This is a genomic window from Mesorhizobium sp. B283B1A, assembly GCF_020165735.1.
In the GTDB taxonomy this organism is placed as follows: Bacteria; Pseudomonadota; Alphaproteobacteria; order Rhizobiales; family Rhizobiaceae; genus Mesorhizobium; species Mesorhizobium opportunistum.
The window spans coordinates 48,954-74,747 of record NZ_JAIUIQ010000004.1 but is presented as its reverse complement, the minus strand read 5'-3'; the positions used below and the strand labels follow the sequence as shown (position 1 = coordinate 74,747).

Below are 25,794 nucleotides of genomic sequence, written 5' to 3'. Positions count from 1 at the left end.
AAGCCGTGCCGCCGCGATGGCTATTTCTTCGGCGTCAGGATCTCGGTGCCGTTACCTTCCTTGCCGGCGATCGTCCACAGGCCATGCAGCGAGCCATCATCCTGAACCTTGTAGACGACGAGGCCGATGTCCTTGTCCATGACATAGCCGGCCGAAAAGGCATTGTCGTTGCGCATGCAGATACCGTCGGAAGAAGAGCCGCCCGTTTCCCAATGAATCGTGCAGGTGGTTCCGCTGGTCAGCGTGATGGTGGCTTCGCCGCCATAGGGCGATCCGTCGAAATTGGTGCCGGCAACGGTGTAGGTGCCGCCGATCGACTGGGCCGCCGCGGGCACGGCCGCAAGGCCGAGCAATGCGAGAGAAAGAATGAGTTTGCGCATGATGTAACCCCCTGTGAGCGACGATTCCGCCGAGCGAAAGCTAGGCCGGAACGTGCTGGCGGTAAATCCGACAACCGTTTGCGGATCAGACTTTTTCTGGGATGTGCCCGAGAATGCTCATGGCCCTTTGAGGCTGCCGGCGATCGCACCGACCAGCGGGTCGTATTTCGATCTCACAGCCGGCGGGTAATCGATCCACACCGTGCGGATGACGCCGTCCTTTCCGAACAAACGCCGCTCGTAGAAGATCTTGTCGTTCTTGACCCCCGACAACACCGCCCAGTCCTTGCCGGTCTTGCTGTAGGTGATCTTGTAGCCTGGCTCCTTGCTCACCTTCTCTTCGGCGACAAATCCTTTCGGGGTTTCGTCGTCGATGCTGGCGATGCCGGAGCAGGTCAGGCTGGCGCCGTCCGCGCTCAGCCATACCTGTCCGTCGCCATTTTCCGGCTCAGGCTGGTGATCGTTGAATATCTCATCCGGGAAGGTGCAGACCGTGCCGAAACGCTCGTTCACATAGGTGAAAGGCGCGGCAATCGCGGCGCTTGCCGAAATCATCGCGAAAGACGTCACGATCGAAAAGAACCGCCTCATGCGTTACCCCGTAGTCCAAAGGCCACGAGGCAATCCTTGCACAGATCCGTGGGAAGGTCAGCCGCCGGTGACGCTCATATGCCGGGACACCGCTGGGCGGCTGGTTCGGCGGTCGATGATGAAATCATGACCTTTGGGCTTGCGGCCGATGGCTTCGTCGATAGCGTCGGCGAGCAACTCATTGCCTTCGGACGCACGCAAGGGCGCACGCAGATCGGCAGCATCTTCCTGGCCGAGGCACATATAGAGCGTGCCGGTGCAGGTCAGCCGGACGCGGTTGCAGCTCTCGCAGAAATTGTGCGTCATCGGCGTGATGAAGCCGAGTTTTCCATCGGTCTCGGCGACATGAACGTAGCGCGCCGGGCCGCCGGTCTTGAAGGGGATGTCGGTCAAGGTGAACTGGCGCTCCAGCGAGGCACGCAGCAGCGACAGCGGCAGGTACTGGTCCGTGCGGTCGGCGTCGATCTCGCCCATCGGCATGGTTTCGATGACCGTCAGGTCCATGCCGCGGCCATGCGCCCAGCGCATCATCTCGGGCAGTTCGGCGTCGTTGAAATCCTTCAGCGCCACCGCGTTGAGCTTGACCTTCAGCCCGGCCGCCTGAGCGGCGTCGATGCCGGCCATGACCTTGTCGAGATGGCCCCAGCGGGTGATCTTGTGGAACTTGTCGGCGTCGAGCGTATCGAGCGAAACATTGATGCGCTTGACGCCGCAATCGGCGAGTTCGGCGGCGAAGCGCGCAAGCTGCGAGCCGTTGGTCGTCAGCGTCAATTCTTCCAAAGCGCCGCTTTCGAGATGCCGCGACAGCTGGCGCACCAGATGCATGATGTTCTTGCGCACCAGCGGTTCACCGCCGGTGAGGCGCAGCCTTCTGACACCCTTTTCGATGAAGACGGTGCAGAGCCGGTCGAGTTCTTCCAGCGACAGCAGATCCTTCTTGGGGAGGAAGGCCATGTCCTCGGCCATGCAATAGGTGCAACGGAAATCGCAGCGGTCGGTGACCGACACTCTGAGATAGCTGATCGTGCGACCGAAGGGGTCGATCATGTCCATGCTTAAAGCGCTTCCCGTAGCCATGAGTGGCATCGTTATATACCGCTATGTGATACGAAGCGGCCAGCCATTCAAGATAGAAGGTGTTGATCCCTGGTAACATCTCGAGGCCGACATTGCATGTCGGCTCATCTCAAACGGCCTTTTCCGCCCTGGCGAAGCAGCGTAGGGAAGGGTGGATGACACCGGATCGAACAGAATGACCGCGCCAAAAGAACTCAGGGTCTCCAAGGACCGCAAGCAGCTCACCGTGACGTTTCCCGGTCACCAGCCTTTCGAGCTGCCGGCGGAGCTCTTGCGCGTGGCGTCGCCTTCGGCGGAAGTGCAGGGCCATTCGCCCGAACAGCGCGTGACGGTTCCCGGTAAGCGGAATGTGGCGATCCTGAAGATCGAGCCGATTGGCAATTATGCCGTGCGCATCACCTTCGACGATTTCCACGACACCGGCATCTTCACCTGGAACTACCTGCACACGCTCGGACACGAGAAGGACGAGCGCTGGAATGCCTATGTCGCGGAATTGGCGGAGAAGGGCTTGAGCCGCGATCGCTGATTGGCGTGCCGGCGTCGTCAGGACGTCACATACCTGGAGTAGCGCCGGCAAAGGTTCGGAGGCGAAAACGATGTCCATCATCACCACGGTCGAGCAGCTCGAGGCGCTCTATGGAATTCCGGGCGAGGCCTCGCTGGTCAAGGAACTCGACCATCTCATCCCCGAATATGCCGCCTTCATCGAGGCCTCGCCCTTCGTCGCCCTGGCGACCAGCGGACCGGAGGGGCTCGACTGTTCGCCGCGCGGCGATCTCGCCGGCTTCGTCAGGATCGTCGATCCGCGAACGGTGATGATGCCGGACCGGCGTGGCAACAACCGCGCCGATTCGCTGAAGAACATCATCAGGGATCCGCGTGTCGGGCTGCTGTTCCTGGTGCCGGGTTCTGGCACGACGCTGCGCATCAACGGTCGGGCCCATATCACCACGGATGCAGCGCTTTGCGCGTCGTTCAGCGTCGACGGCAAGCCGGCACGCTCGGTGACGGTCATCGGTCTCGAATCGGTCTATTTCCAGTGCGCCCGCGCCATCGTGCGATCGGAACTGTGGAACCCGGCCAGGCATGTCGATCCGAAGTCGCTGCCGACGCCCGGACAGATCCTGGAAATCACCAGCCGCAAGAACATCGACGGCGAGACCTACGACAAGGAATGGCCGGAGCGGGCGAAGAAGACGATGTGGTAGCCGGTGCACCTTTGGTGCTAGGCTTCCTTCAGCACCTCATAGATCTTGCGCATCTGGTCGCCGATCATGTCGCACTGTTCCGGCGTCGATTGGCTCATCGCCTTTTCGATCAGCGCCATGTGCACTTTCAGCGCCTGCATCAGCAGTGCCTCGCCGGCTTCGGTCAGAGCGAGCCGCAGGATGCGCCTGTCCTTTTCGTCGGTCTCCCGGCGCAGCAGGCCGCGTGCCTCCAGCTGCGGCAGCAGCATGGTGATGTTGGAGCGGCCGACGAGCAGCTTGCGGGCAAGGTCGTGCTGCGACATGCCGGGATGGCGGTAGAGGTTCATCAGCACGTCGAGCTGCGCCGGCTTGAGATCGAGCGGCGCGAGCTTCACCGCCAGCGTGCGCTCCAGCACATGGCAGGCGCGCGCCACCGCGACCCAGTTGCGAAAACGCGGGTTGTCCCAGGGTAGCTCTTGTCTATTGTTCATCTTTGAACTATTATGTTCATGCTTGAACGTATGGATGGATTCTCACTATGGCATCATTCGGGCTGAAGGTCATCCGAGGTGTGTTTGGTGCGGCCGAACATATCGCGCCACGCATCACCGGGCGCGCGGCTTTCGAACTGTTCTGCCGCACGCCGAGCGCCAAGGCGCTGACAGACGGCGAGCGCCGCGCCATCGGCCGCGCCGCCGAGTTCATGACCGAAGCGCGCCATCACCGGCTGAAGACCGCGACCAGCTGCGTCATGGTGCACGAATTCAGGCCGGAGCCTGGCAGGGCGGCCGCCGGCACGGTGCTCGTCGTTCATGGCTGGCGTTCGCGCACCGAATATATGCGCGCTTTGATCGAAGGCTATCGCGCGGCCGGCTACAGGGTCGTTTCGCTTGACCTGCCGGGGCATGGCCAGTCGCAGGGCAGGCACCTGAACATGGTCAACGCCGTTGAAGCGGTGCGCGTCGCCGGCGAATGGTTCGGTCCATTCGCGGCGGCGATCGGCCATTCCTTCGGCGGCGCCGTTGCGGCCAACGCCATCGCCGGTTCGGTCAAGAACGTCCCGCCACTGGCGGCCGGACGTCTGGTGCTGATCGCGGCGCCAAGCTCGCTGCCGGCGATCTTCGCCGACTTCAGCCGCATGCTCAATGTCGGGCCGCGCTCACAGGTCGCGATGGCGGACCGTGTCCAACACCTTTCCGGCCGGCCGCTGCACGAATTCACCGGCGACCGCCAGCTCGCCCAGGCGCCCGTGCCGACACTTGTCATCCACGCGCCTGACGACCGCGAGGTGGCAGCCGATCATGCCAGGCGCTATGCCGGCGCCGGTGATCACGTGCGGCTGCATTGGGCCGACGGGCTCGGCCACCGGCGCATTCTCGCCGACAAGGGCGTGGTCGAATGCGCCGTCGCCTTCGTGGCCCGGGAGCCGTCGCTGCTGCATTGAGCGACGTCGAGACTATTTCTTCTTGTCGCCGGGCTCGACGGGCAAACCGGCCGCCTTCCAGGCAGTGTAGCCGCCAAGGATGTGCTTGACCGGCGAAAGCCCCATGTCCTGCGCCGTCTTGGTGGCCAGCGCCGAACGCCAGCCGCCGGCACAGAAGAAGACGAAGCTCTTTTCCGAGGCAAAGAACGGCTTGTGGTAGGGGCTTTCGGGATCGATCCAGAACTCCAGCATGCCACGGGTGACATGCTTGGCGCCCGGAATCCTGCCGTCACGTTCGATCTCGCGCGGATCGCGCAGATCGACGAAGATGGTGCCTTCGTCCTCGAGCAGTGCAGCGGCTTCCTCCGGCGAAACCACTTCGATCTCGGCATTCGCCTCATCCAGCAGTTCGCGATAACCCTTCTTCACAGGCTTTCCTCCCGATCGCGCATCTGGCTGCTGTTTGGATTTCCAGCACAATGGCTGGCGTTTGTCACGTCTTGTCCGCGCCGGCCATCGTCCGCCACGCGGCCATCGCCCCGGCGACCGTCGCCATCAGTGCGGCGCACGAAGCACCGTCGCGCGCCGGCGCAGCGCTGACCATCGACGACGGAGACGCCAACGCCTGATTCCAGGGCGTTGCCTGGGCTGGAGCGAACACCCTCGCTCCAGCCGTCACGATGTTGTGAAACTGTTCTGCAACAGGCTTCCGGAAATTTATGAAAGCTTAACGAAATCGGTATGAATCGGTATAGTCGCGCCTTACATCCGCCATGCGGTGAGCGGGACGGTTTACGTGCGGAACGGGAACCGGTTGCGGCCGGAGCGGGTGATCCATGAAATTCCTCGGTAAAAAAACAACCGTAGTGTCGCTGATGGCGATTACGGCGACACTTGCTTTCGGCACGCCTCAGGCAGGCGCTCAAGGGCTCTTCGACATGCTGTTCGGCGGCGGCGTCAAGCACTCGCCAAAAGGCGACTTTCCGCCTCCTCCGCCAAACAAACCCAAGCCGAAAGTTTCGGCTGGCGGCGGTGATGGCGTGAGGATCAGCAGCCCCTCCTACTATACATACAAGGCCGACAGGCTGGTGCGCGTCGACTTCTCGGCGCTGGCCGCCGCGCCGCAGCCGGCGACGCCGCAAGACGCCGCTTTCGTGCCATCGGCCACGGTCGCTGCTTTCCACGAGGCCATTGCAGGGCTTTCCGATTATGAGCTCTACGCCGAGCCGGACATCGCCAAGGCGCTGATCGCCTACTACTCGGCCAACCCTGATTTCATCTGGGTGGGCGGATCAACCCCGAACAGCCGTGCGCAGGATGCGGTGCGGGTGCTGGGCGAGGCCGCGAGCTATGGCCTGACGCCCGCCGACTACACGGTCGAGGTGCCCGCGGCCAGCGCCTCGACGGCCGACGAGGCGGCACGGCTGAAGGAACTCGTACGCTTCGAGATGGCGCTGTCAGCACGTGTGCTGCGCTACGCCCATGACGCCCAGAGCGGCCGAATCGAACCCAACCGCATGACCGGCTATTATGATTTCCCGGCCAAGCCGCTCGACCTCGTCGGCGTGCTCAAAACCTTGGCGCATACACAGGAAGTGCGCACTTATCTCGAATCGCGTCATCCGCAGAACCCCGAATACCAGGCGTTGCGCGTCGAGCTGGAATCCTTGCAGGCCAGCGCCGAAAACGAGATCGTCGTCGATCCCAAGCTGCTTTTGAAGCCGGGCGATACCAGCCCCGAACTGCCAAAACTGCTGACGCTGATCGCGCGCAATCTCGATGACGAGATGGGCGGCGCCTATGGCGAGATGCTGTCGCGGCTGGCAACGAGCGAAGTCTACGTTCCCGAGCTGATACCGCTGATCAAGGCGGTGCAGCAGAAGGAAGGCATGAAGGGTGACGGCGTGATCGGACCGCGCACGGTCGCCTTGCTGGCCGGGACGTCGAAGGCCGACAAGCTGCTCAAGGTGCAAGTGGCGCTGGAAGAACTGCGCTGGCTGCCTTCCGACCTTGGCAGTCCGCGCGTTTTCATCAACCAGCCGGCATTCACCGCCAGCTATATCGACGACGGCCAGGAAAAGCTGAAGACGCGCGCCGTGATCGGCCGGACCACCAACCAGACCGCTTTCTTCTACGACCAGATCAAGCAGGTCGATTTTCACCCCTATTGGGGCGTGCCGCAGTCGATCATCGTCAACGAAATGCTGCCCAGGCTGCGCAACGATCCCGGCTATCTCGACCGTGCCGGCTATGAGGTGACCGATTCGCGCGGCAAGCGCATCCCGTCGTCGGCGGTCAACTGGGGCGCTTATGGCTCCAACATCCCCTACAGCGTGCGCCAGCAGCCAAGCGAAGCCAATGCGTTGGGCGAACTGAAGATCCTGTTCCCCAACAAGCACGCGATCTACATGCACGACACGCCGCAGAAATCGTTCTTCAAGCAGGATATGCGCGCGCTCAGCCATGGCTGCGTGCGGCTGCAGGATCCGCGCGGCATGGCCGCCGCCGTGCTCGACACCTCGGTCGACTATATCGCCGAGAAGTTGAAGCATGGGCATTCGACGCAGGATGTGACCCGCAAGATTCCCGTCTATGTCGCCTATTTCACCGCCTGGCCCGACATGTCCGGCAAGGTCGAATATTTCGGCGATGTCTACGATCGCGATTCGCGGCTGAAGCAGGCCATGGACGCGACCGAAGCGGTGCGCTCGCCGTCGAGCTGATCATAGTCAACCTGCCGACAGGGGCCGCCGAAAGCCGGCCTCGCGGCCGGCGATCAGCCAATAGACAAGTCCGGCGAACAGGCCGGCCGCTGCGATGATGCCGATGTCGGCCCAGCGTTCAGGATCCATGTCCTCCGTTGTTCCCGGCCAGATCAGGAAGAAGCCGCCGGCAGCGGCTGCGGCGCCAAAGAACATGTGCAGCAGGTAGTTGCGCAACGAGAAGAACTCGGCAATCAGCGCGAAGATGAGCGTCTGCAAGCCGGTCACCACGATGGTCAGGAAATAGACGAACATGCCGAGCGGCGGCACCACCAGGACCGCGATCGGGGTCACGCCCATGACGTCGAAATATTCGGGCGCATCGGGCAGGGAACTGAGCACGCCGTAAATCGCCGCCACGGCGACCAGGCCGACCAGCACGGCGACCAGATAACCGGCAAGCATCATCAGGATGCGCTTCAATATGTGCTTCGCCGTCGCCATGCCCATTCCCCAATGCGGCGCCGATGCAGTCAGCCATCAAAGACGACCCAACGCAAGGGGCCGAGAGGGTCGTGTCATCATGGCAAGCGTCGCAGGCGGCTCAGGCGCCACCGCACAGATGCTGCGCCGCTGACCGCGCCGACAACTGCCGGCGCACGATCAGCCGAACGACAGGTGCTTGCGAGGAGCCTTATTTCGGCTCGGCGGTCACCGGGTCATAGGTGATTTCGACCTTTGCCTTGTCGGCGGTGTAGTAGGTGACGGTGTAGGCGCCATCATCCCAGTCGACTTCCTTCACATAGCGGAAGCCGTCGCGCTGCTCGACCTTGGCGAGGATATCCGACAGCTTCTTGGCGTTAGGCGGCGGCAGTGGCATATCGTCCGCGGCAAAGGCTGGCCCGGTAGCGAGAAGGACGGCAACGCTGGTGGCCACGAGAAATCTGGACATGGTTTTCCCTCAAGGTTCAACAAAGGAAAACTCGCTGGTGGGTTGGTTTGTTCCGCAGAGGGAATGCATGCCAGGGTATCTGCCTGGAAAGCTGACGCTTCCGAAGGTCAGCTTCAGCCAGTTTGTTATAGGCGGAGTATGTTTTGGGATAATGCACGCCCTAGCGGATTAATCTTGGCCGAGGACATGGTGGCGTGTGGCAAGGCATGAAGAATTCCGATAATCAACGATGCCGGAAGCTAGAAGATGCGGCATGTATTTTGCTACGATGGTAGTTTAGGTGACTTAGAAATCTTCGCGGGGGAACAAATGGCTACAAACGTGGTGAATCTCGACGCCCTCATTCCGCGTGAAGATTTTTTTATCGAAGGCGGTGGCGACCGGCCCGGCGCAAGCGGCCAGGAACGCATCGACATTCATCACTTGGATAACCACTTTTTCGTCACCCGGCTAAGGAAGCCGGACTTCCAGCGCGAGACTGCGGACTGGACACCGGACAAAGTGGTGGACCTTATCCGGTCATTCGTGGACGCCGAGTTGATTCCTGCGGTTATCTTGTGGTCAGCGGGAAACTTCTCATTTGTCATCGACGGTGCACATCGTCTCAGCGCACTCCTTGCTTGGGTTCTGGATGATTACGGCGACAACCGGAAATCGCTCGATTACTTCGGTGGACGCGTTTCGGATGATCAAAGGCGCATTGCCGACCGCACCCGCAAGCTCGTCAAGGCTGCCGTGGGCAGCTATGGCGAGTACGTAGGAGCGCGAAACAATCCCGCTGCGTTACCGCCCCCCATGCAAATCCGTTACAACAACCTCGCCAATCAGTATGTGACAGCACAATGGGTGCCGACTGTGGAGCGCGAGGTCGCTGAAAAGTCGTTCTTCAAAATTAATGAGGCTGCTACGCCCATCAATCCGACTGAGAAAAAGATACTCCGGTCGCGAAAGTCTCCTAGCGCCCTTGCGGCGAGAGCGGTGACACGCGCGGGTACAGGTCATCAGTACTGGTCTCCGTTTGAACCAGCTAAGCAGGAGCGTATCAAAGATCTGGGGAAGAGCATCTATCAGGCGCTATATGAGCCGCCCATTGATGAAGGTCCTGTAAGGACGCTGGATTTGCCGGTCGCAGGCAAAGGTTACAATGCGTTGCCGTTCGTGTTCGACCTCATCAATCAGGTGAACAAGGTCACAGTACCGGACAGCAAACGTAAGTCCGATCCCGGCTTGCCAGAAGAGACTGACGGCAGCGAAACTATCCATTTTCTGGAGAAGGCGAACAAGCTCGTCGAGCGCATTACCGGCGACCAATCCAGCTCATTCGGCCTTCATCCGGTCGTTTACTTCTATACCCGGACCGCTGCCTTTCAGCCGTCCGCCTTCTTCGCAACATCTCGTTTTATCGAGGGAATTATCAATGTGGGAAGAGTGAAGGAGTTTCTGGCCGCACGCGCCAAGTTCGAAGTGTTCCTGCTTCAACATAAGGAGCATATCAGCCTGACCGTTCATAAATTTGGTGCTGGCGAACGCAGTGTGCCTCAGTTGGTGCTTTACCTATCCACGGTGCTGCTGGCCATTCAGATTGGGAAAAACGACGCCGAAATCCTTGCCCAGTTTTCTGAAGACTCGAATTTCCAATACCTGTTGCCTGCCAAACCTCCCTTGCTTCGAGGGACGAACGAAGAGCCGACTGAGAAAAAGGGAGGGTTTAACAAGGGCACCAAATCGGCCGCGTTTATCAACAACGCAGTCGCAGGCGCGCCTAAGTGCGGATTGTGTGGTGCCATGGTGCATAGAAACTCTATGCACATCGACCACAGACACCGGATACGCGACGGTGGTGGCAATCAATTCGAAAATGCCCAAATCACTCACCCAATATGCGATTCACTAAAAAGCTAGCGCTTTAATCGTATCTCGCAAACTTTTGGGCACAGCCTTCTTTCGCCGGGTTCTTCCGGTCGTAGCACTTATAGCCACCCTGTTCGGTTCCTCCACCTTGATGCAGTGGCTTAGAACCCATTCGTCCCGCGTAGTTGTGTTGATCGATCTAATGTTCTGACAAGCGACGCTGTTGAGGACCGCGCCGATCAAAGCAATCTCAGGAAAGTAGATGGTGGGCGATGCAGGGATTGAACCTGCGACCCCACCCGTGTGAAGGGTGTGCTCTCCCGCTGAGCTAATCGCCCGCTCGTTGCCCGAAGGCCAAGCGAGCCGCGATATAAGGGAGGCGGGCTGGGGAAGTCAAGGCGGTGTCCGGCGTTCTGATACGGATCGGATTTGCCGCCTGTCGGGAGCCTGTCGCCGGCTTGGCGCCGAGCGCTTTTCCGTCAGTGTCCCGCGGCGGCGATCAGCCTTTGCGCCAGATCGAGCGTCAGCGCGTCGAAATGCGAGATCACGGCCGAGGGCTCGAACTCGCGCACATGCCGGTCGGTATAGCCGAAATCGACGGCGACGACGGGAATGCCGGCGGCCTTTGCGGTGTCGATGTCGGTTTGCGAATCGCCGACCATCAGAGCGCGGTGCGGATCGCCGCCGGCGAGTTTGATGGTTTCGGTCAGGTGACGCGGGTCGGGCTTGCGGAACGCGAACGTGTCCTGGCCGGCGATGGCCGCGAAATGCCTGGTCAGGCCGAGCGCTTCGATCAGCGCCAGCGAGTTGGCCTCGTATTTGTTGGTGCAGATGGCCAGCAGATAGCCAGCCTTCTCGAAACGCGCGATCGCCTCGACGACACCGGGGTAGGGGCGGGATTTGCCGGGAATGTTGTCGGTGTAGTGGTCCAGGAACAGCTTCAGCAGCCGGTCGTGCTCGGCGACCTCGAGCGATCGCTGCTGGGCGGCGTGCGCCCGCTCGATCATCACGCGGCCGCCGTGACCGACGAAGCGCCTGAAGCCAGCCTCGTCGACGGCCGCGAGCTCGCTTGCCGCCAGGCTGTGGTTGAGGCTGTCGAGCAGGTCCGGCGCCGTATCAATCAGCGTTCCGTCGAGGTCGAACACGATGATCGGGCGACTCATGATCCATCCTGCGCAGGTTTGTGCATCGGCAGGCGATAGCGGCTGCGGCGCGCCAAGGCAAGCAGACCGGTGGACAGGCTGCCAAAGGCTTTGACCACGGTCAAAAGCTTTGACCCCAGCGGCAAAAATGCTACGAGCCCAAAACACCAAGATTTCTGGGCAATAAGCGGCATGGATGCAAGACAGTTGAAGGTCGAGGCCGCGCGGGCGGCGCTTGCCCATGTCACGGATGGCATGCGGCTCGGTATCGGCACCGGCACCACGGCGGAAGAGTTCGTGCGGCTGCTTGCCGACAAGGTCGCCACCGGCATGACGGTAATCGGCGTGCCGACTTCGGAGCGCACGGCTGCGCTGTGTCGCGAACTTGGCGTGCCTCTGTCGACACTGGAGAAAACGCCGGAGCTCGATCTCACGGTCGACGGCGCCGACGAGGTCGACCCCGCGCTGACCTTGATCAAGGGCGGCGGCGGCGCGCTGCTGCGCGAGAAGATCGTCGCCGCGGCCTCGCAGCGCATGATCGTCATTGCCGACCGGTCGAAGATGGTCGAGACGCTCGGCCGGTTTCCGCTGCCGATCGAAGTCAACCAGTTCGGCCTGCGCGCCACCGAGATCGCGGTGGCGGCAGCGGCTGAAAACCTCGGCCTTTCCGGTCCGATTACATTGAGGATGACGGGAGGCCAGGCTTTTGTTACAGACGGCGGCCATTTTATCCTCGATGCATCTTTTGGCCGCATTCCGGATACAAGAGCGCTTTCGAATGCTCTCCACGCCATTCCGGGCGTGGTCGAGCATGGTCTTTTCATCGGGCTGGCGTCAGCGGCCATCATCGCCGGCGGCGACGGTATCCAAACCGTCCATGCCGCCCGAAAACCAGGGAGTTCTACCGACCATGATGTTGCATAACCGGGTTCGCAGCCTTTGCGCCGTTCTGGCGGCTTCGGCCGTCATCGCCCTCTCCTCGCCGGCGTTTTCGCAGGATGTCACGGAATCGCACCTGAAGGCTGCCCGGGCGGCGGTCGCGGCGATCCATGCGACCGACCCGTTCGACAACATCCTGCCGCAGGCGGCGGCCGCGCTCGAATCGCAGCTCATCCAGAAGAACCCGGACATGCAGGAGCTGATCGGCAAGACGATCAACGAGAAGGCGCTGGCCATGGCCTCGCGCCGCGCGGATCTCGAGAAGGAAGCAGCCCTTGCCTACGCGAAGGTGTTTTCCGAAAAAGATCTCAACGACATCGCGACCTTCTATACCTCCGAGGCCGGCAAGAAGCTGCTCGACAGCGGCCCGACGGTGACGCGTGATTTGGTCAAGGCGGCCGACATCTGGCAAAACGGCGTTGCCCGCGATCTCGCACAGCAGGTCGGCGAAACGCTGGCCGCGGCGGCCAAGGCGAAGGCGCCGGCGGCGCCCGCCGATGCTGCCGCTCCCGCGGACGGAGCCGCTCCCGCGGATGGCGCGGCGCCCGCCGATGGTTCGGCTCCCGCGGACAATTCGGCGAACTGACCAGCATCCTCAAACGGCCTTGCGGCCATTTGTGAAGCCCGGCTTGTCCGGGCTTTTCTTTTGACGGTTTGCAGCCTACCTGTGACGGGATTTCCGAAGCTCATTTCCTGAAGTTCAAGGAGCCGCGTCATGGCCGGTTATGACTACGATCTCTTCGTCATCGGCGGCGGTTCCGGCGGGGTGAGGGCGGCACGCGTCGCCGCGTCGCTCGGCAAGCGCGTCGGCATCGCGGAGGAGTACCGGTTCGGCGGCACCTGCGTCATCAGGGGCTGCGTGCCGAAGAAGCTCTATGTCTATGCCTCGCAATTTCCGGAGCATTTTGCCGACGCGGCAGGCTATGGCTGGACCGTGCCGGAAGCCGCTTTCGACTGGCAAACGCTGGTCGCCAACAAGGATCGCGAGATCAGCCGGCTGGAGGCGATCTACAAGAAAAATGTCGAGGGCTCGGGCGGCGAGACCTTTCACTCGCGGGCGGTGATCGTCGACCCGCACGTGGTCCATCTTCTGGGCGAAGACCGCACCGTCACCGCCGACCAGATCCTGATCGCCACCGGCGGCCGTCCAGCGGCGCATCCGGCGCTGCCCGGCCACGAGCACTGCATCTTTTCCAACGAGGCGTTCGACCTCAAGGAGCTGCCGAAGGCGATCATGATCGAAGGCGGCGGCTATATCGCCGTCGAGTTCGCCAACATCTTCCACGGTCTCGGCGTCGACACCACGCTGGTCTATCGCGGCAAGGAGATCCTCAGCCGCTTCGACATGGATCTGCGCCGCACGCTGCACGAGACCATGGAGAAGAAGGGGATCAAGATACTCTTGCATTCGGTGACCGAGTGGGTGCGCAAGCGCCCGGACGGCCGGCTCGACGCCCTGCTCACCAGCGGCACGACGCTGACGGTCGACCAGGTGATGCTGGCCATCGGGCGTATCCCCAACACCGAGAACATGGGCCTTGAAGGCATCGGCATCGAGATGACCCCTGTCGGCGCGATCAAGGTCGACGATTATTCCCGCACCAACATCGACAACATCTGGGCGATCGGCGACGTCACCAACCGCGTGCAGCTGACGCCGGTGGCGATCCACGAAGCGATGTGCTTCGTGGAGACGGCATTCAAGGACAACCCGAGCGCACCCGACCACGACACGATCGCGACCGCCGTCTTTTCACAGCCGGAAATCGGCACGGTGGGCCTGTCGGAGGATGAAGCCGTCAAGCGTTTTGCCGATATCGAGATCTACCGCGCCAGCTTCCGGCCGATGCGGCATACGCTGTCGGGCCGCGACGAGAAAATGCTCATCAAGCTGGTGGTCGATGGCGCTTCGCGAAAAGTGCTTGGCGCCCACATATTGGGGCCGGATGCCGGCGAAATGGCGCAGCTGCTCGGCATTCCGCTGAAGGCCGGACTGACCAAGGACGATTTCGACCGCACGATGGCCGTGCACCCGACCGCGGCGGAAGAGCTCGTCACCATGTACAAGCCGACGTACCGTGTGAAGGACGGCGAGCGCGTCTGACACGCTTCGTCCGCCGCCTGGCGCTTGCGGTAAGGGAGCTATCGATGTCCGAAACCACCATTTCCGCACCGCTTGACGGTAGTTTTGGCGGACGTGTCGATCAGGTCGTCGACCGGGCCATCGAGGACGGGCGCATCGTCGGCGCCATGATCCTTGTCGCCAGGCGTGGCGAAATCCTCCACAGCCGCGCCGCCGGCCTTGCCGATCGCGAGACGAACAAACCGATGACGGCGGACGCGATCTTCCGGCTGTCGTCGGTGACCAAACCCGTGGTCGCAACGGCGGCACTTGCCCTGGTCGAAGCGGATGTCATCGGCCTCGACGATCCCATATCGAAGTACATCCCTGAATTCCGCCCGAAGCTGGCTGATGGCAGTGAGCCCGTCATCACCATTCGGCAGCTGCTGACGCACACCGCGGGCCTCAGCTACGGCTTCCGGCAACCGGCGGACGGACCCTATCATCGCGCCGGCGTCTCCGACGGTCTCGACCAGCCCGGCCTCTCCATGGCCGACAACCTCGACCGCATCGCCTCGCTGCCGCTGTCCTACGTGCCGGGAACCGGCTGGGGCTATTCGGTGGCGATGGATGTGCTGGGCGAGGTGATGGCGAGGGCCACCGGCGTTTCCTTGCCGGAGCTGGTCGATCGCCTGGTCGTCCAGCCGCTCGGCATGCATGACGCATCCTTTGCCGTGCGCGATCGATCCCGGCTGGTGACGCCTTATGCCGATGGGCCGGGCAAGGCCGTCGCGATGGGCTCGTATCATCGCGTGCCCTTCGCCGACGGTTTTATCGCATTCTCGCCCGGCCGCGTCTTCGACCCTGCTTCCTTCGCCTCGGGCGGCACCGGGATGAATGGGACGGCAAGCGATGTCCTCAAGCTGCTCGAAGCGCTGCGTTCGGGCGGCAAGCCAGTCATCCACCCCGATATGGCAGCGGCGATGACCATGGACGCGATACCAGGTATTGAAACCACCATGCCCGGCTGGGGCTGGGGGCTCGGATTTGGTGTCCTGCGCGACCCGCTCGCAGCATCGACGCCCCAGACCGCCGGCACCTGGCGCTGGGGCGGCGTCTATGGTCATTCCTGGTTCGTGGATCCGGCATTGGACCTGACGGTGGTGGCACTGACCAACACGGCGATAGCAGGCATGATGGGCGCCTTCCCCGACGCACTCCGCGACGCCATCTACGGCAGGCAGGTCTAAGATCATTTCGGGGAGAGAGGGTTCCGCCGCCAGCGACTGCCAGCGGCGGAAAGCGTTGACGCTGCTACAGCAGCGTGCCGCGCAGGATCACCAGCGCCACCGAGAAATAGATCACCAGGCCGGTGACATCGACCAGCGTGGCAACAAATGGCGCCGAGGCGCTGGCCGGGTCGAAGCCGATCCGTTTCAAGGCAAACGGCAGCATCGATCCCGACAGGGAACCGAAGGTGACGATGCCGACCAGCGCCGCGCCGACGGTCGTGGCGATCAGCGGCCAGTGCGGGCCGTAATCGTAGAAGCCCATATATTGCCAGAGCGCGATGCGGCAGATGCCGACCACGCCGAGCATGGCGCCCAGCACGAGGCCGGTCGGCAGTTCGCGCAGCGCCACCCGCCACCAGTCGCGCAGGCCGATCTCGCGCAACGCCAGCGCCCGGATGACCAGGGACGTCGCCTGCGAACCGGAATTGCCGCCGGAGCTCATGATCAGCGGGATGAACAAGGTGAGCACGATCGCCTTCTCCAGCTCGCCCTCATAGCTTTGCATGGCGTTCGCCGTCAGCATCTCGCTGATGAACAGCGCGCAAAGCCAGCCGCCCCGCTTCCTGATCATGGCGAGGAAGCTCATCTTCATGTAGGGTTCGTCGAGCGCTTCCATGCCGCCGAAGCGGTGCACGTCCTCCGTCGTCTCCTCGATCATCGTGTCGATGATGTCGTCGATGGTGACGATGCCGAGTATCTTGCCATGGTCGACGACGGGAACGGCGAGCAGATCGTATTTGGAGATCGTCTGCGCCAAGGTTTCACGATCGGTCAACGGGGTGACGGTCACCGGCATACGATCAGGCGCCACGGACATGATCGAGTCGTCGGGTTCGCCGGTGATCAACCGGCGCAGGCCGGTCGAGCGCACCAGGAGATGCGTTTGCGGATCGACGATGTAGATCGCGTAGACGGTTTCGCGTGTCCGCTCGACCTTGCGGATGTAGTCGAGCGTGCGCCCGACGGTCCAGTCCGAAGGGACGCTGACGAACTCCGTCGTCATGATCGATGCGGCGCTGCTTTCGGGATAGCCCAGGATGGAAAGCAGGGTCGCGCGCAGCGGTGGTGCCAGCGCACCGAGGAGTTCCGAGCGTGCCGGTTCATCGAGCTCGCGCAGGATGTCGGCCGCGCGGTCGACGGACATGGCGGTGAGCAGCTTGCTTGCCTTGGGGCGGGGCAGGGCCTCCACGAGTTCGGGAGCGTCTTCAAGTTCAGGTTGGTCGAAAATCTCGACCAACCGCTCGAACGGCACCTCGCAAAGCAGCTCGGTCGCTGTTTCACGCGATTCGTGATTGAGTGCCTCGACCACGTCGGCGACATGGTCGTTAGCAAGGATGCGGGCGATGGCGACGGCCTCGTCGTCCGCTACGGGGAAAAAATCGTTCATGGTTCACTCCTTGCCGTCCGGCAGGACATGAACCGTTCAGGTCACGTCTAGGCGGACGGCGGTTGCGTTCGACTAATACTGTCGCCAGGCATGGCGCGGTGACCTTTCCGCTTGCGGGTTTGCGTTTTGACTATCTGCAAGCCGGCGCAACATAGAAGCGCGCCTTGCCGAGTCAATCATCGTGAGGGAGGAAAACGGCGCCTGACGGCTCCGATCGCGAGACTGTGATCACCGGCCGCCGCCAGGCGCGGCAAGTCACGGTGAAAGCGTCGTTATTTCTGTTTCAGCCGGCGCGGGAACCGCAGCCATTTGTCTTCGACGGGCCGCGGCTGCGCGAGGATCGTGGTGAGTTCGACAGGCAGGCTCGGAGCCAGGGGCTTCTTGGAGGCGACGCCATCGGCGATCAGCACCATCGAGTGGTAGAACTCGGTGCCGGCAACGGATCTCGGCGCCACGGCTTCGTGCATGACGCTGATCACCGTGACATCGGGGCAGTTGTCCTTGATGGCCTGATGGAACGCAATCTTGCCGTCGGGATCGAGCGCGCCGGTCGCTTCGTCGAGGAACAGCAGCCCCGGCTGCTGCAGGATGATGCGCGCCACCACCAGCTTCTGTTTCTGGCCGCCCGAGAGAACCTGATCCCAGCTTTTGCCCTCGCGGTGCTCATTGGCCATGTGCTCGATGAAGTCGCCAAGGCCGGCCTTGTGCAGCGCCGCGGCCACCTGTGCGTCGCCATGGTGGTATTCGGAGCCCGGCAGGCAGACCAGCTGTTTCAGCGACACCTGCTGAAGCTTGACCTCCTGGGCGGCATAAAAACTCTTCACCCCTTCGGGGAAGACGATCGTTCCGCGGCCATAGGGCCAGAGGCCATTGATCGCCTTGATCAGCGAGGTCTTGCCGCAACCGGAATCGCCCTTCAGGAACGTCCACTCGCCGCGCCGGAAGCGCAGGTTGGCGGCACTCAGGAACGGCGTTGCATCCTCGCCCTGATGCGCCAGTTCGAGTTTCTGGATGGTCAGGCCGAAGACCGGATTCTGGCTGGCATAGTGGAAGTCGGAGCGGCCGGTCTGGCTGTAGAATTCCTGCGGATGCTGAACCGTCTCGATCGCATTCGCGAGTTCAGTGACACGCTGGCTGTTGGCGCGCAGCGTGGCGATCGCCGGCATGACATGGATGAACCACGAACACTGGCCGATCAACGAGTTGACCAGTTCTGAGCCGGTTATGTAGCCCTTGAGGTCAAGGCCATTATGGATGAACGGCACGAGGCCTGGGCCGTAGGCGACAATGCGGGCGCCGATGAAATTGTAGATCAGCTCGAACGACATATAGACGGTGTTGACGATGTTCAGCCGCGACCAGGTTCCGTCGATGTCGACATAGAGCCGGCGATGCATGCTCTTCTGCACGCCTTCGCCATGGGATGCCGCGACATGGAAGCTGCGGCGCAGGAACGTCGTCAGCTCGCCGCGGTAGCTGCCTTCGGCCTGCTGCATGCGAACGTTGAGGCGCTCGAGCAGGCTGCCGAGCCTGACCGCGATCCATGTGTTCAACGGCACGTAGGTAGCGACCGCCAGGAAGGCCAGGACGGCACTGCCATAGCTGCCGAGGAACTCGAGCCCTTTCACCTCGACGGAGTTTTCAAGCAGCTTCTGGCCGACGAAATAGAGCGAGGTGGCGACGCCAAGCACACCCATCGCCAGCCCAATGGCGCCGCCGGTCATGTCCTTGATCGATTCCTGGATGCGCTGGTCGATGTTGTCGGGAGCGGGCGTGCTGCCGCCGGTCGACGCATGCTGGGCATGGAAATGCGTGTGGTTGCCGTCGAGCAGCGCCTCGTTGAAACGGCTGTCCAGCCAACCGCGCCATTTGCGGTGCAAGGTTACCGAGACAAGGTTGCGGACGCCCGTGAAGCCGGCGTCCTTGAGCACCACCAGCAATACGAGGATGCCGGCGTTGACCAGCAGTGTGCGCAGCGGCGTGATGTTGGCGGCGTCGTGGAAGAAGGCGATCGAATTGACCAGTTCACCGGACGCTTCGGCGAACCAGACGCCTGCCTTGCTGGATGCCGCGGTGAGCAGTGCGATCACCACCGTCAGCGTCCAGGCTTCCTTCCAGCGATCCGAGATCCAGTAGGCTCGCATGAGCCCCCAGAAACTGCGCATCGAGGATACCGGCGTCAAAAGCGACTGCCCTGCGGCGCCGCGGTGTAGTCCATCCGGTACTGACTCCTGCGATCGTCTGCCGATCCGAATCACGATCCCGCCCAAACCTTTTTTCTTTTGTTACGGATGGTAACACCAATTGATCATTTTCTATTAATTTTTGTAGGGGGTCAGCCGGATTGTGGTGGCGAGCGTGTCAGCAAGGCAACAGGACGGGCTTTCCCAGGGTCGCGCGGAAGCCGACCAAAGGGCAATTTAACGTAATAATGTCAAATGATTACCCGATGGCGAGGCGAGACGTCTCCACCTTCCCTTGGGGAAAGCATTTACACGGTATCGTTACTTCTTTTGGCTTACCCGGCAGGCCGATTTCTAGCGGCGGACCATCCGAATTTGCGAAAACACGCCGTGCTGGATGCCTGATTCCTTGCCGCCGGTTATCTTTGCTGGCAGCCGGAAATGGCCCGTGATCGGCTCAGCCGACCATATCCAACTCGCCACGCGCCTTGGCGGCCGCCACCTGACGGATCGCGTCAGCCAGGGTGTCGGCATCCTGCGCGCCCATCACGGCATATTTGCCTTCGAGCAGGAAGCACGGCACGCCTGATATGCCCATGCGCGCGGCGGTAGCGATCTCGGTGCGCACCGCCTCGACATCGGCGTCGGTCGGCAGCAGTGTCTCCGCGACAGACGCATCCATGCCGGCCTCGCGGGCGGCCTCGATCAGGACGGCATGGTCACCAATGTTGACGCCTTCCTCGAAATTCAACTGGAACAGGCGGCGCACCAGACTGTTCTGTACGGCCTCACCGGCGGCGCCGGCCCAGCGGATCAGGCGATGCGCGTCCAGAGTGTTGGGCGCCACCTTGATGGCGTTGAAGGCAAAGGAAATGCCCTCGGCCTCGCCAAGTGGCTCGATGCGGGCGTGAATTTCACGAATGCGCTCATCGCTGCCGAACTTGGCCAGCATGTATTCACGGCGATCCTTGCCCTGCGGCGGAATGGTCGGATCGAGCTGGAATGGCCGCCAGCGTATGTGCACTTCGACATCGCCGGCCGCGGCGACCGCCTTGTCCAGCCGCTTCTGGCCAATGAAGCACCACGGGCAGACGACGTCCGACACCACATCGACGGTAATGGCGTTCGCTTCGCTCATCTCGATCTCCGGATTTTCAGTTCGGCTTGCGCCACCAGCTTGGCAGTTGATAACCGAATATGGGCGTCTTCTTCGGATGTTCCAGGTAATTCCAGTAAGCAAGCCATTGCTGCGTGTTGTACTGCATCGGCACCATGTAGTTGCCCGAGATCAGCAGCCGGTCGAGCACGCGGACCGCGGCGACATAGTCCTCCTTCGAGCGAGCCCGCAGCATTGCCTCGATCGCGGCATCGATCGCCGGGTCGGCGACGCCGGCGAGATTGAACGATCCTTCGGTCTTGGCGGCGTTGGACGACCAACGCCCTATCTGCTCGATGCCTGGGGAGAGCGAATTGTTGAAGCCGCTCGAGCCGACCAGCACCTCGAAATCGAAACGCTGCTTGCGCGACTGGATCTGGTCGCCGTCGAGGCTGCGAATGGTGACGTTGATGCCGATCTTCTCCAATGTGCGCTGGTAGATACCGGCCAGGCGCTCCTCGTCTTGCGAAGAGGTCATGATCTCGAAACCGAATGGCTTGCCGTCGGGATCGAGCATCGTGCCGCCCTGCAGGTGGTATCCGATGCTTTTCAGGAGATCGAAAGCCGTCTTCAACACCTTGCGGTCCTGGCCCGAACCATCGGTCACCGGCGGTTTCCAGGTGCCGTCCATCACGTCGGACGGCACACGGCCGGGGTAGGGCGCCAGCAGCGCCTTTTCCCTGTCGTCGGCCGGATGGCCGAGCGCGGACAGCTCGGAGTTCTGCCAATAGCTCATCGTGCGCGCGTATTTGCCGCCGAACAGGTTCTTGTTGGCCCATTCGAAATCGTAAAGCATGCCGAGCGCGCGCCGAACCACCGGATTGGAGAACTTTGGCAGCCTGGTGTTGAACAGAAACCCGGTCACGACGGGCGGAATGCCGGTGTCGAAGGTTTCAGAGACCACCTCGCCCTTGTGAAAGGCGGGGAAGTCGAGATCGCGCTCGCGCTTGACCGGATCGCCGTCATCGTCGATGGCGCAAAGGCCTTTCTTGAACGCTTCGAGCTTGGCGTTGGCGTTGAGGAAATATTCGATGGTGATCTGGTCGTAATTGTCGAAGCCGCGCTTGGCGGGAACGTCCTTGCCCCAGTAGTCGGGATTGCGCTTGAAGACGACGCGCTGGCCGGGCTGCACCTGCGCGATCGTGTAGGGACCGCTGCCGATCAACGGCTTCAGCGTCGTCCTGTCGAACGTGTCCATGGCGAAAGCGTGCCTGGGGATGATCGGCGTCAGCGCGATGATCAGTGGAAACTCGCGATCGGCCTTGTCGTTGAAGGTGAAGCGTACGCTGTGGTCGCCGGTCTTTTCCAGCTTGGCGATCCTGGCCATGCGGTCGCTGTAGGGCGGACGGCCCTTTTGCGTGTAGGCATCATAGGTGAACAGCACGTCGTCGGGTGTCACCGGCTGCCCGTCGGACCATTTGGCCTTCGGGTTGAGATGGAATTCAATGCTCTTGCGCTCCGGGTCCATGTCGGCGCTGTCCGCCAGCAGCCCATAGAGGGTAAAGGCCTCGTCCGCATTGCGCTGCATCAGCGGCTCGAAGACTAGGTTGCCGAAGATCGTGTCCATCATGCCGCGCGCCGTCGTGCGCAGGCTCTTCAGGATGAAAGGGTTGAGGTTGTCGAAACTGCCGACGACGCAATAGGTGATGTTGCCACCCTTCGGCGCGTCGGGATTGACGTAGCTGAAATGGGTGTAGTCCGGCGGCAGGGCCGGTTCGCCCTGCATCGCAATGGCGTATTTTGGCGCCGAAAGCGCTGGCTGCGGCAGGGTGAGAAACGATATCGCGGTGATCAGCCAAACAAGAACGCGGCCCATGACCGTCTCCTTAACAGGTCGGCTTGATGATTCGCTGCGCACACTAGCATGAGGCGGCTGCGTGCCGGCCAATGGTGTCATCAAGAATTACAAGTGGGCGGGCTGGATTCGACACCGCTTGCAGTGTAACACGCCGTCCGAAGTCATTCTGTTGCCTCATTTCGGCAACAGGTAGCTGGACCACGCGGCGCGAAAAAGCCGGTCCCGGGATTATTTGAGAGGAAGTGCACGACATGACGAGCCTGAACAGCAATGCGTACCGCCTTTCGGTCATGGCCGCGGGCGTTGTCGGCTTTCTGGGTGCAGGGCTTCCCGCTGCTTCCGCACAGCAGCAGCCGCAGATTCCACAGGGCTGGTTCAAGGCCTGCACCAAGCAGGAAGACGTCGACATCTGCAACGTCCAGAATATCGTCACCGCGGGCAACGGCCAGCTCGTCACTGGTGTCAGCCTGATCGAGCTCAAGGGCAAGGTGAACCGCAAGGTGTTCCAGGTGACGGTCCCGACGGGCCGCCTCGTGCCTCCCGGCATCGGCCTGCAGATCGACACCGGCAAGGCGCAGAAGCTCGACTATGTCATCTGCTTCCCGGACCGTTGCGTGGCCGAAGTGCCGCTGACCGACCAGCTTGTCGCCTCGTTCAAGAAGGGCCAGGGGATCACGCTGACCTCGATCAATTTCCAGAACCAGGCCAACCCGATCAAGATCGCGCTGCAAGGCTTCAGCGGCGCCTATGACGGCCCGCCGCTGCAGCAGTCGGACATCGAGGACCGTCAGAAGAAGCTGCAGGACTTCGTCGCCAAGAACAACCAGGACTTCGCCAAGAAACTCAAGGACGAACAGGACAAGGCGAAAACCGCCAACTGATCACCGGCATCGGGCCAATACCGAAGCCAAAGAAAAAGCGGGGTCATGCCCCGCTTTTTTCGTTCCTGGCCGCATCCGGAATGCCGGAAAATCAGTGCCTGGACTGCCGTTTCGGCTCGTAGCGCCCGTCCGGCCTCTTGTCGAACATCTCCTTGATCTGCGGATGACGAACCGGCTCGCCCGACTGATCCGCCAGCAAATTCTGCTCGGATACGTAAGCGATGTATTCGGTTTCCGAATTCTCGGCGAGCAGATGGTAGAATGGCTGATCCTTGCGTGGCCGCACGTCCGCGGGGATGGCCTCGTACCATTCGTCGGTGTTGGCGAATTGTGGATCGACGTCGAAAATGATGCCACGAAACGGAAACAACCGGTGGCGAACCACCTGTCCGATCGCGAATTTGGCCGTTTTCATCGTACTCACCACTGAATTGCTTGGCTTTATTTGGCGCAGACTCCGAGTCAATTCAATCCCGAAGCGTTTTTAGCGTGTTCAAGCTACGCAGCACGCTGAGCAAAGTTTTTGCTTGAAGTCGCGAAGTCGCGGCAAAATCCGCAAGGTCGTTAGCTTCGCCGCACCGGCTTTCGCAGGCCACCCGCAAGTGCTGCAAAGCCGCTGCCGGGACGAAGTCCCTCGCGCATGAAAAAGGCACGCAGCGGTGCAACGCCCCCGAGCACGCCGAGACCGGCACCGCGCGCCATCTGCGCCGGCAGCATGTCGGAAAGCAGCGACATGTTGAGCAGATTGACAGCGCTGCTGCGCGCCAGAATGTCGGGCCGGCGTTTGAAATCGTAAGCGGCCAGCGCCTTGGCCGTGCCAGGGTCGTCACGATTTTCTATCGCGATTCCAACAAGATCGTCAATGTCCCTGATGCCCAGGTTGAGACCTTGCGCGCCGATCGGCGGGAACACATGGGCGGCCTCGCCGACAAGCGCCACCCGATGCCGGGCAAAGCGCAGGGGGGTCACGGTCGAAAGCGGATAAATCTGGCGGCCCGGCTCCACGGTCACCCGGCCCAGCATCGACTGCATCTGCTGCTCGACCCGCAACGAGAGCGCTGCGTCGTCCAATGCAGCCAGTTCCCTGGCGGTCTCCGGCTTGACCACCCAGACGAGGCTCGAGCGATCGCCGGGCAGCGGAACCTGCGTGAACGGACCGGTCTCTGTATGGAACTCCGTCGAGGTGAAAGCGTGGTCGCGGCTATGATGGAAGTTCAGGACGAGCGCGGCTTGAGGATAGGAGCGCGACGCGGTCGAAATGCCCGCTGCCTCGCGGGCGGGCGACAGGCGCCCATCGGCGGCGACCGCCAGCGACGCGCCGACCTCGCTGCCGTCGGCGAGGGCGGCATGGGTCATGTCTGCGTCGAGATGCCAGGTCTTGACCATCGATATCACCCGTTCGATCCCGGGATGCGCGGCAACCTTGCTGGCCAGTGCTGGGCCGAAGACGGCGTTGGGCAGATTGAGCCCGAACTGGTCCTCATCGATCTCGCTGGCGCGGAAGGTGACGACGGGACTGCGGATCAGCCGGCTGGTCGCATCGACGATGCGCATCACTTTCAGGGGGGCGGCCTTGGGCTTGACGTCTTCGAGCACGCCGAGCCGCTCAAGCACCATCAAAGCGGGGTTCATCAGGGCCGTGGTGCGCCCGTCGGGGACCGAAGCTTCCGGCCCGACGAGCGTTACCCGGAAACCGGCATCGGCGAAGGCAAGTGCCGCGATCAGCCCCGCCGGCCCTGTGCCGGCGACCAATATCCGTGCTGTTTGCTTCCGCTCCAAGATCGGTTTCCGGCTTGCTGTGCGAGGCTGGCCACCCGGCCTGCCAGTTGCTGAGCATATAGGTCAGATCATGCGGCTTGATCAACGCGGCGATTCGGCCCATTCGGTTGTCATGACCGGCCACCAGGACGACTTCAGCCATCTCGACCGCGCCGGCCGCGCCACGGCCGACATTGCACGCAACCCGCGCTTGACGGTCAACGTCGTTGTCGGCGCCGGCATCGCGCTTGCCTGGCTGTTCCTGGCCGCGATGGCGATCCGGGGCGCCGAGACCGGCGGCAGCGCGCCCGGCGACGCTCTGCTGCGCCACCTGCCGCAACTGCCGCTGCCAGATGTCCTGGAACGGTTCTTCGCGCTCTGCCTGTCGCCGGCGCCGCTGGAGGGAAGCATTGGCCCGCGCGCCCTAGCGCTCATCTTGATGTGGTTCCTGATGGCGATCGCGACGATGCTGCCTTCCGCGACGCCGATGATCCGCACCTATTGCGAGATCGCCGATACGGCACGGATCAAGGGGGAGCCCGTCGTCCACCCGCTGGTGCTGGTCGCAGGGTATCTCAGCGTCTGGTTCGTCGCCTCCGCGATGTTCGCGGTGCTGACGCTTGCGGTGCATGCATCCGCGACGTCCGGCCAGATGTACGATCCGGTGCTAGGCATCGCCGGCGCCTTCGCATTGCTGGTTGCCGGCCTCTACCAGTTCAGCGGCCTCAAGGAGGCCTGCCTGAAGAAATGCCGGAACCCGTTCTCGATCCTGTTTTCGAACTGGAGCGCGAGAGCCGTCCGCGTCTTCCGGCTCGGAATCACGCAGGGCTTATGGTGTTTCGGCTGCTGCTGGGCACTGATGCTGGTGATGTTCGCCGTCGGCGTCATGAACGTCTTCTGGATGGCGTTGATCGGTCTGTTCACGCTCATCGAAAAACAAGCGGCGAGCCGTCTTCCAACCCGGCTAGCCGGTGCGATACTGCTTGTCTGGGCAGCCGCGCTGCTAGTAGTCTCGCTTTGAGTGGGGGAA

Annotated in this window: 26 protein-coding genes and 1 tRNA gene; 12 read left to right on the top strand and 15 right to left on the bottom strand. The window is 62.1% G+C overall.

Going from position 1 to position 25,794, the window contains the following annotated elements; all coding sequences use genetic code 11:
- Positions 1-20: 20 nt before the first annotated feature.
- The 3 genes from LB577_RS04190 to moaA all read right to left on the bottom strand — a co-directional run bounded on the left by LB577_RS04190 (position 21) and on the right by moaA (position 2,024).
- The gene (locus LB577_RS04190; protein ID WP_013895561.1) at positions 21-380 is read right to left on the bottom strand and encodes a hypothetical protein; all 360 of its coding nucleotides are present in this window, start codon (positions 378-380) and stop codon (positions 21-23) included.
- A gap of 117 nt (positions 381-497) precedes the next feature.
- Entirely contained in the window at positions 498-971 is a 474-nt protein-coding gene (locus tag LB577_RS04185) for a hypothetical protein (protein WP_224685669.1), read from the bottom strand.
- A gap of 57 nt (positions 972-1,028) precedes the next feature.
- Positions 1,029-2,024, bottom strand: a complete 996-nt coding sequence (gene moaA / locus LB577_RS04180; RefSeq protein ID WP_224685668.1) for a GTP 3',8-cyclase MoaA — start codon at positions 2,022-2,024, stop codon at positions 1,029-1,031.
- A 199-nt stretch (positions 2,025-2,223) separates the two neighbouring features.
- Here moaA and LB577_RS04175 point away from each other — a divergent pair, with 199 nt between their 5' ends.
- Together LB577_RS04175 and LB577_RS04170 are read left to right on the top strand one after the other, a co-directional pair.
- Positions 2,224-2,577, top strand: a complete 354-nt coding sequence (locus LB577_RS04175) for a gamma-butyrobetaine hydroxylase-like domain-containing protein (RefSeq protein ID WP_023767683.1) — start codon at positions 2,224-2,226, stop codon at positions 2,575-2,577.
- A 70-nt stretch (positions 2,578-2,647) separates the two neighbouring features.
- On the top strand, positions 2,648-3,259 hold the full coding sequence (locus LB577_RS04170) for a pyridoxamine 5'-phosphate oxidase family protein (protein ID WP_224685667.1): 612 nt from the start codon (positions 2,648-2,650) through the stop codon (positions 3,257-3,259).
- A gap of 17 nt (positions 3,260-3,276) precedes the next feature.
- Here the strand turns inward: LB577_RS04170 and LB577_RS04165 are convergent, their stop codons facing one another.
- Complete coding sequence (locus tag LB577_RS04165; RefSeq protein WP_013895566.1) at positions 3,277-3,729, bottom strand: MarR family winged helix-turn-helix transcriptional regulator; 453 nt, start codon at positions 3,727-3,729, stop codon at positions 3,277-3,279.
- A 47-nt stretch (positions 3,730-3,776) separates the two neighbouring features.
- On the opposite strand from LB577_RS04165, the gene LB577_RS04160 reads away from it, so the two are divergent.
- Positions 3,777-4,682, top strand: coding sequence for an alpha/beta hydrolase (locus LB577_RS04160; RefSeq protein ID WP_224685666.1), 906 nt, complete (start codon positions 3,777-3,779; stop codon positions 4,680-4,682).
- Positions 4,683-4,694: 12 nt separating this feature from the next.
- Here LB577_RS04160 and LB577_RS04155 read toward each other — a convergent pair whose 3' ends face one another.
- A complete protein-coding gene (locus tag LB577_RS04155) occupies positions 4,695-5,090 on the bottom strand; it encodes a rhodanese-like domain-containing protein (protein WP_140569755.1) in 396 nt (131 codons plus the stop codon).
- A 50-nt stretch (positions 5,091-5,140) separates the two neighbouring features.
- Here LB577_RS04155 and LB577_RS04150 point away from each other — a divergent pair, with 50 nt between their 5' ends.
- Both LB577_RS04150 and LB577_RS04145 read left to right on the top strand, forming a co-directional pair.
- Entirely contained in the window at positions 5,141-5,290 is a 150-nt protein-coding gene (locus LB577_RS04150) for a hypothetical protein (protein ID WP_224685665.1), read from the top strand.
- A 207-nt stretch (positions 5,291-5,497) separates the two neighbouring features.
- Positions 5,498-7,384 (top strand): murein L,D-transpeptidase, encoded by a 1,887-nt coding sequence (locus LB577_RS04145; protein WP_224685664.1) that lies wholly within the window; start codon positions 5,498-5,500, stop codon positions 7,382-7,384.
- Between the two features lie 6 nt (positions 7,385-7,390).
- Here the strand turns inward: LB577_RS04145 and LB577_RS04140 are convergent, their stop codons facing one another.
- Positions 7,391-7,873 carry a hypothetical protein gene (locus LB577_RS04140; RefSeq protein ID WP_224685663.1) on the bottom strand — a complete coding sequence of 161 codons (483 nt, stop codon included), beginning with the start codon at positions 7,871-7,873 and terminating at the stop codon, positions 7,391-7,393.
- Positions 7,874-8,057: 184 nt separating this feature from the next.
- On the bottom strand, positions 8,058-8,315 hold the full coding sequence (locus LB577_RS04135; protein ID WP_224685662.1) for a PepSY domain-containing protein: 258 nt from the start codon (positions 8,313-8,315) through the stop codon (positions 8,058-8,060).
- A 246-nt stretch (positions 8,316-8,561) separates the two neighbouring features.
- Here LB577_RS04135 and LB577_RS04130 point away from each other — a divergent pair, with 246 nt between their 5' ends.
- A complete protein-coding gene (locus tag LB577_RS04130; RefSeq protein WP_224685661.1) occupies positions 8,562-10,217 on the top strand; it encodes an HNH endonuclease family protein in 1,656 nt (551 codons plus the stop codon).
- Between the two features lie 212 nt (positions 10,218-10,429).
- On the opposite strand, the gene LB577_RS04125 is transcribed toward LB577_RS04130, so the two are convergent.
- Positions 10,430-10,504 (bottom strand) — tRNA-Val (locus LB577_RS04125).
- Positions 10,505-10,645: 141 nt separating this feature from the next.
- Positions 10,646-11,329 carry a phosphoglycolate phosphatase gene (locus LB577_RS04120; protein ID WP_023777315.1) on the bottom strand — a complete coding sequence of 228 codons (684 nt, stop codon included), beginning with the start codon at positions 11,327-11,329 and terminating at the stop codon, positions 10,646-10,648.
- A gap of 171 nt (positions 11,330-11,500) precedes the next feature.
- Here LB577_RS04120 and rpiA point away from each other — a divergent pair, with 171 nt between their 5' ends.
- The 4 genes from rpiA (at position 11,501) to LB577_RS04100 (ending at position 15,559) form a co-directional block, all read left to right on the top strand.
- Entirely contained in the window at positions 11,501-12,232 is a 732-nt protein-coding gene (rpiA, locus tag LB577_RS04115) for a ribose-5-phosphate isomerase RpiA (protein WP_224685660.1), read from the top strand.
- Positions 12,219-12,833 carry a DUF2059 domain-containing protein gene (locus LB577_RS04110; protein ID WP_224685659.1) on the top strand — a complete coding sequence of 205 codons (615 nt, stop codon included), beginning with the start codon at positions 12,219-12,221 and terminating at the stop codon, positions 12,831-12,833. Before rpiA ends, LB577_RS04110 begins: the two co-directional genes overlap by 14 nt.
- A gap of 129 nt (positions 12,834-12,962) precedes the next feature.
- On the top strand, positions 12,963-14,351 hold the full coding sequence (gene gor, locus LB577_RS04105; RefSeq protein ID WP_224685658.1) for a glutathione-disulfide reductase: 1,389 nt from the start codon (positions 12,963-12,965) through the stop codon (positions 14,349-14,351).
- A gap of 44 nt (positions 14,352-14,395) precedes the next feature.
- Positions 14,396-15,559 carry a serine hydrolase domain-containing protein gene (locus LB577_RS04100; RefSeq protein ID WP_224685657.1) on the top strand — a complete coding sequence of 388 codons (1,164 nt, stop codon included), beginning with the start codon at positions 14,396-14,398 and terminating at the stop codon, positions 15,557-15,559.
- 64 nt (positions 15,560-15,623) lie between these two features.
- On the opposite strand, the gene mgtE is transcribed toward LB577_RS04100, so the two are convergent.
- The 4 genes from mgtE to LB577_RS04080 form a co-directional block, all read right to left on the bottom strand.
- The gene (gene mgtE, locus LB577_RS04095; RefSeq protein ID WP_140569770.1) at positions 15,624-16,988 is read right to left on the bottom strand and encodes a magnesium transporter; all 1,365 of its coding nucleotides are present in this window, start codon (positions 16,986-16,988) and stop codon (positions 15,624-15,626) included.
- Between the two features lie 272 nt (positions 16,989-17,260).
- Positions 17,261-19,153 (bottom strand): ABC transporter ATP-binding protein/permease, encoded by a 1,893-nt coding sequence (locus tag LB577_RS04090; protein WP_224685656.1) that lies wholly within the window; start codon positions 19,151-19,153, stop codon positions 17,261-17,263.
- A 475-nt stretch (positions 19,154-19,628) separates the two neighbouring features.
- Positions 19,629-20,309, bottom strand: coding sequence for a DsbA family oxidoreductase (locus LB577_RS04085; RefSeq protein WP_224685655.1), 681 nt, complete (start codon positions 20,307-20,309; stop codon positions 19,629-19,631).
- Between the two features lie 16 nt (positions 20,310-20,325).
- Positions 20,326-22,143: an extracellular solute-binding protein gene (locus tag LB577_RS04080; protein ID WP_224685654.1), complete on the bottom strand. Its 1,818-nt coding sequence runs from the start codon at positions 22,141-22,143 to the stop codon at positions 20,326-20,328.
- 233 nt (positions 22,144-22,376) lie between these two features.
- On the opposite strand from LB577_RS04080, the gene LB577_RS04075 reads away from it, so the two are divergent.
- Entirely contained in the window at positions 22,377-23,006 is a 630-nt protein-coding gene (locus LB577_RS04075) for an invasion associated locus B family protein (RefSeq protein ID WP_013895584.1), read from the top strand.
- Positions 23,007-23,097: 91 nt separating this feature from the next.
- Here the strand turns inward: LB577_RS04075 and hspQ are convergent, their stop codons facing one another.
- Both hspQ and LB577_RS04065 read right to left on the bottom strand, forming a co-directional pair.
- Positions 23,098-23,421: a heat shock protein HspQ gene (gene hspQ / locus LB577_RS04070; protein ID WP_023767703.1), complete on the bottom strand. Its 324-nt coding sequence runs from the start codon at positions 23,419-23,421 to the stop codon at positions 23,098-23,100.
- Positions 23,422-23,570: 149 nt separating this feature from the next.
- The gene (locus LB577_RS04065; RefSeq protein WP_224685653.1) at positions 23,571-24,785 is read right to left on the bottom strand and encodes a UbiH/UbiF family hydroxylase; all 1,215 of its coding nucleotides are present in this window, start codon (positions 24,783-24,785) and stop codon (positions 23,571-23,573) included.
- A gap of 70 nt (positions 24,786-24,855) precedes the next feature.
- Between LB577_RS04065 and LB577_RS04060 the strand changes: the two genes are divergently transcribed.
- On the top strand, positions 24,856-25,785 hold the full coding sequence (locus tag LB577_RS04060; RefSeq protein ID WP_224685652.1) for a DUF2182 domain-containing protein: 930 nt from the start codon (positions 24,856-24,858) through the stop codon (positions 25,783-25,785).
- The last annotated feature ends 9 nt before the right edge of the window (positions 25,786-25,794 follow it).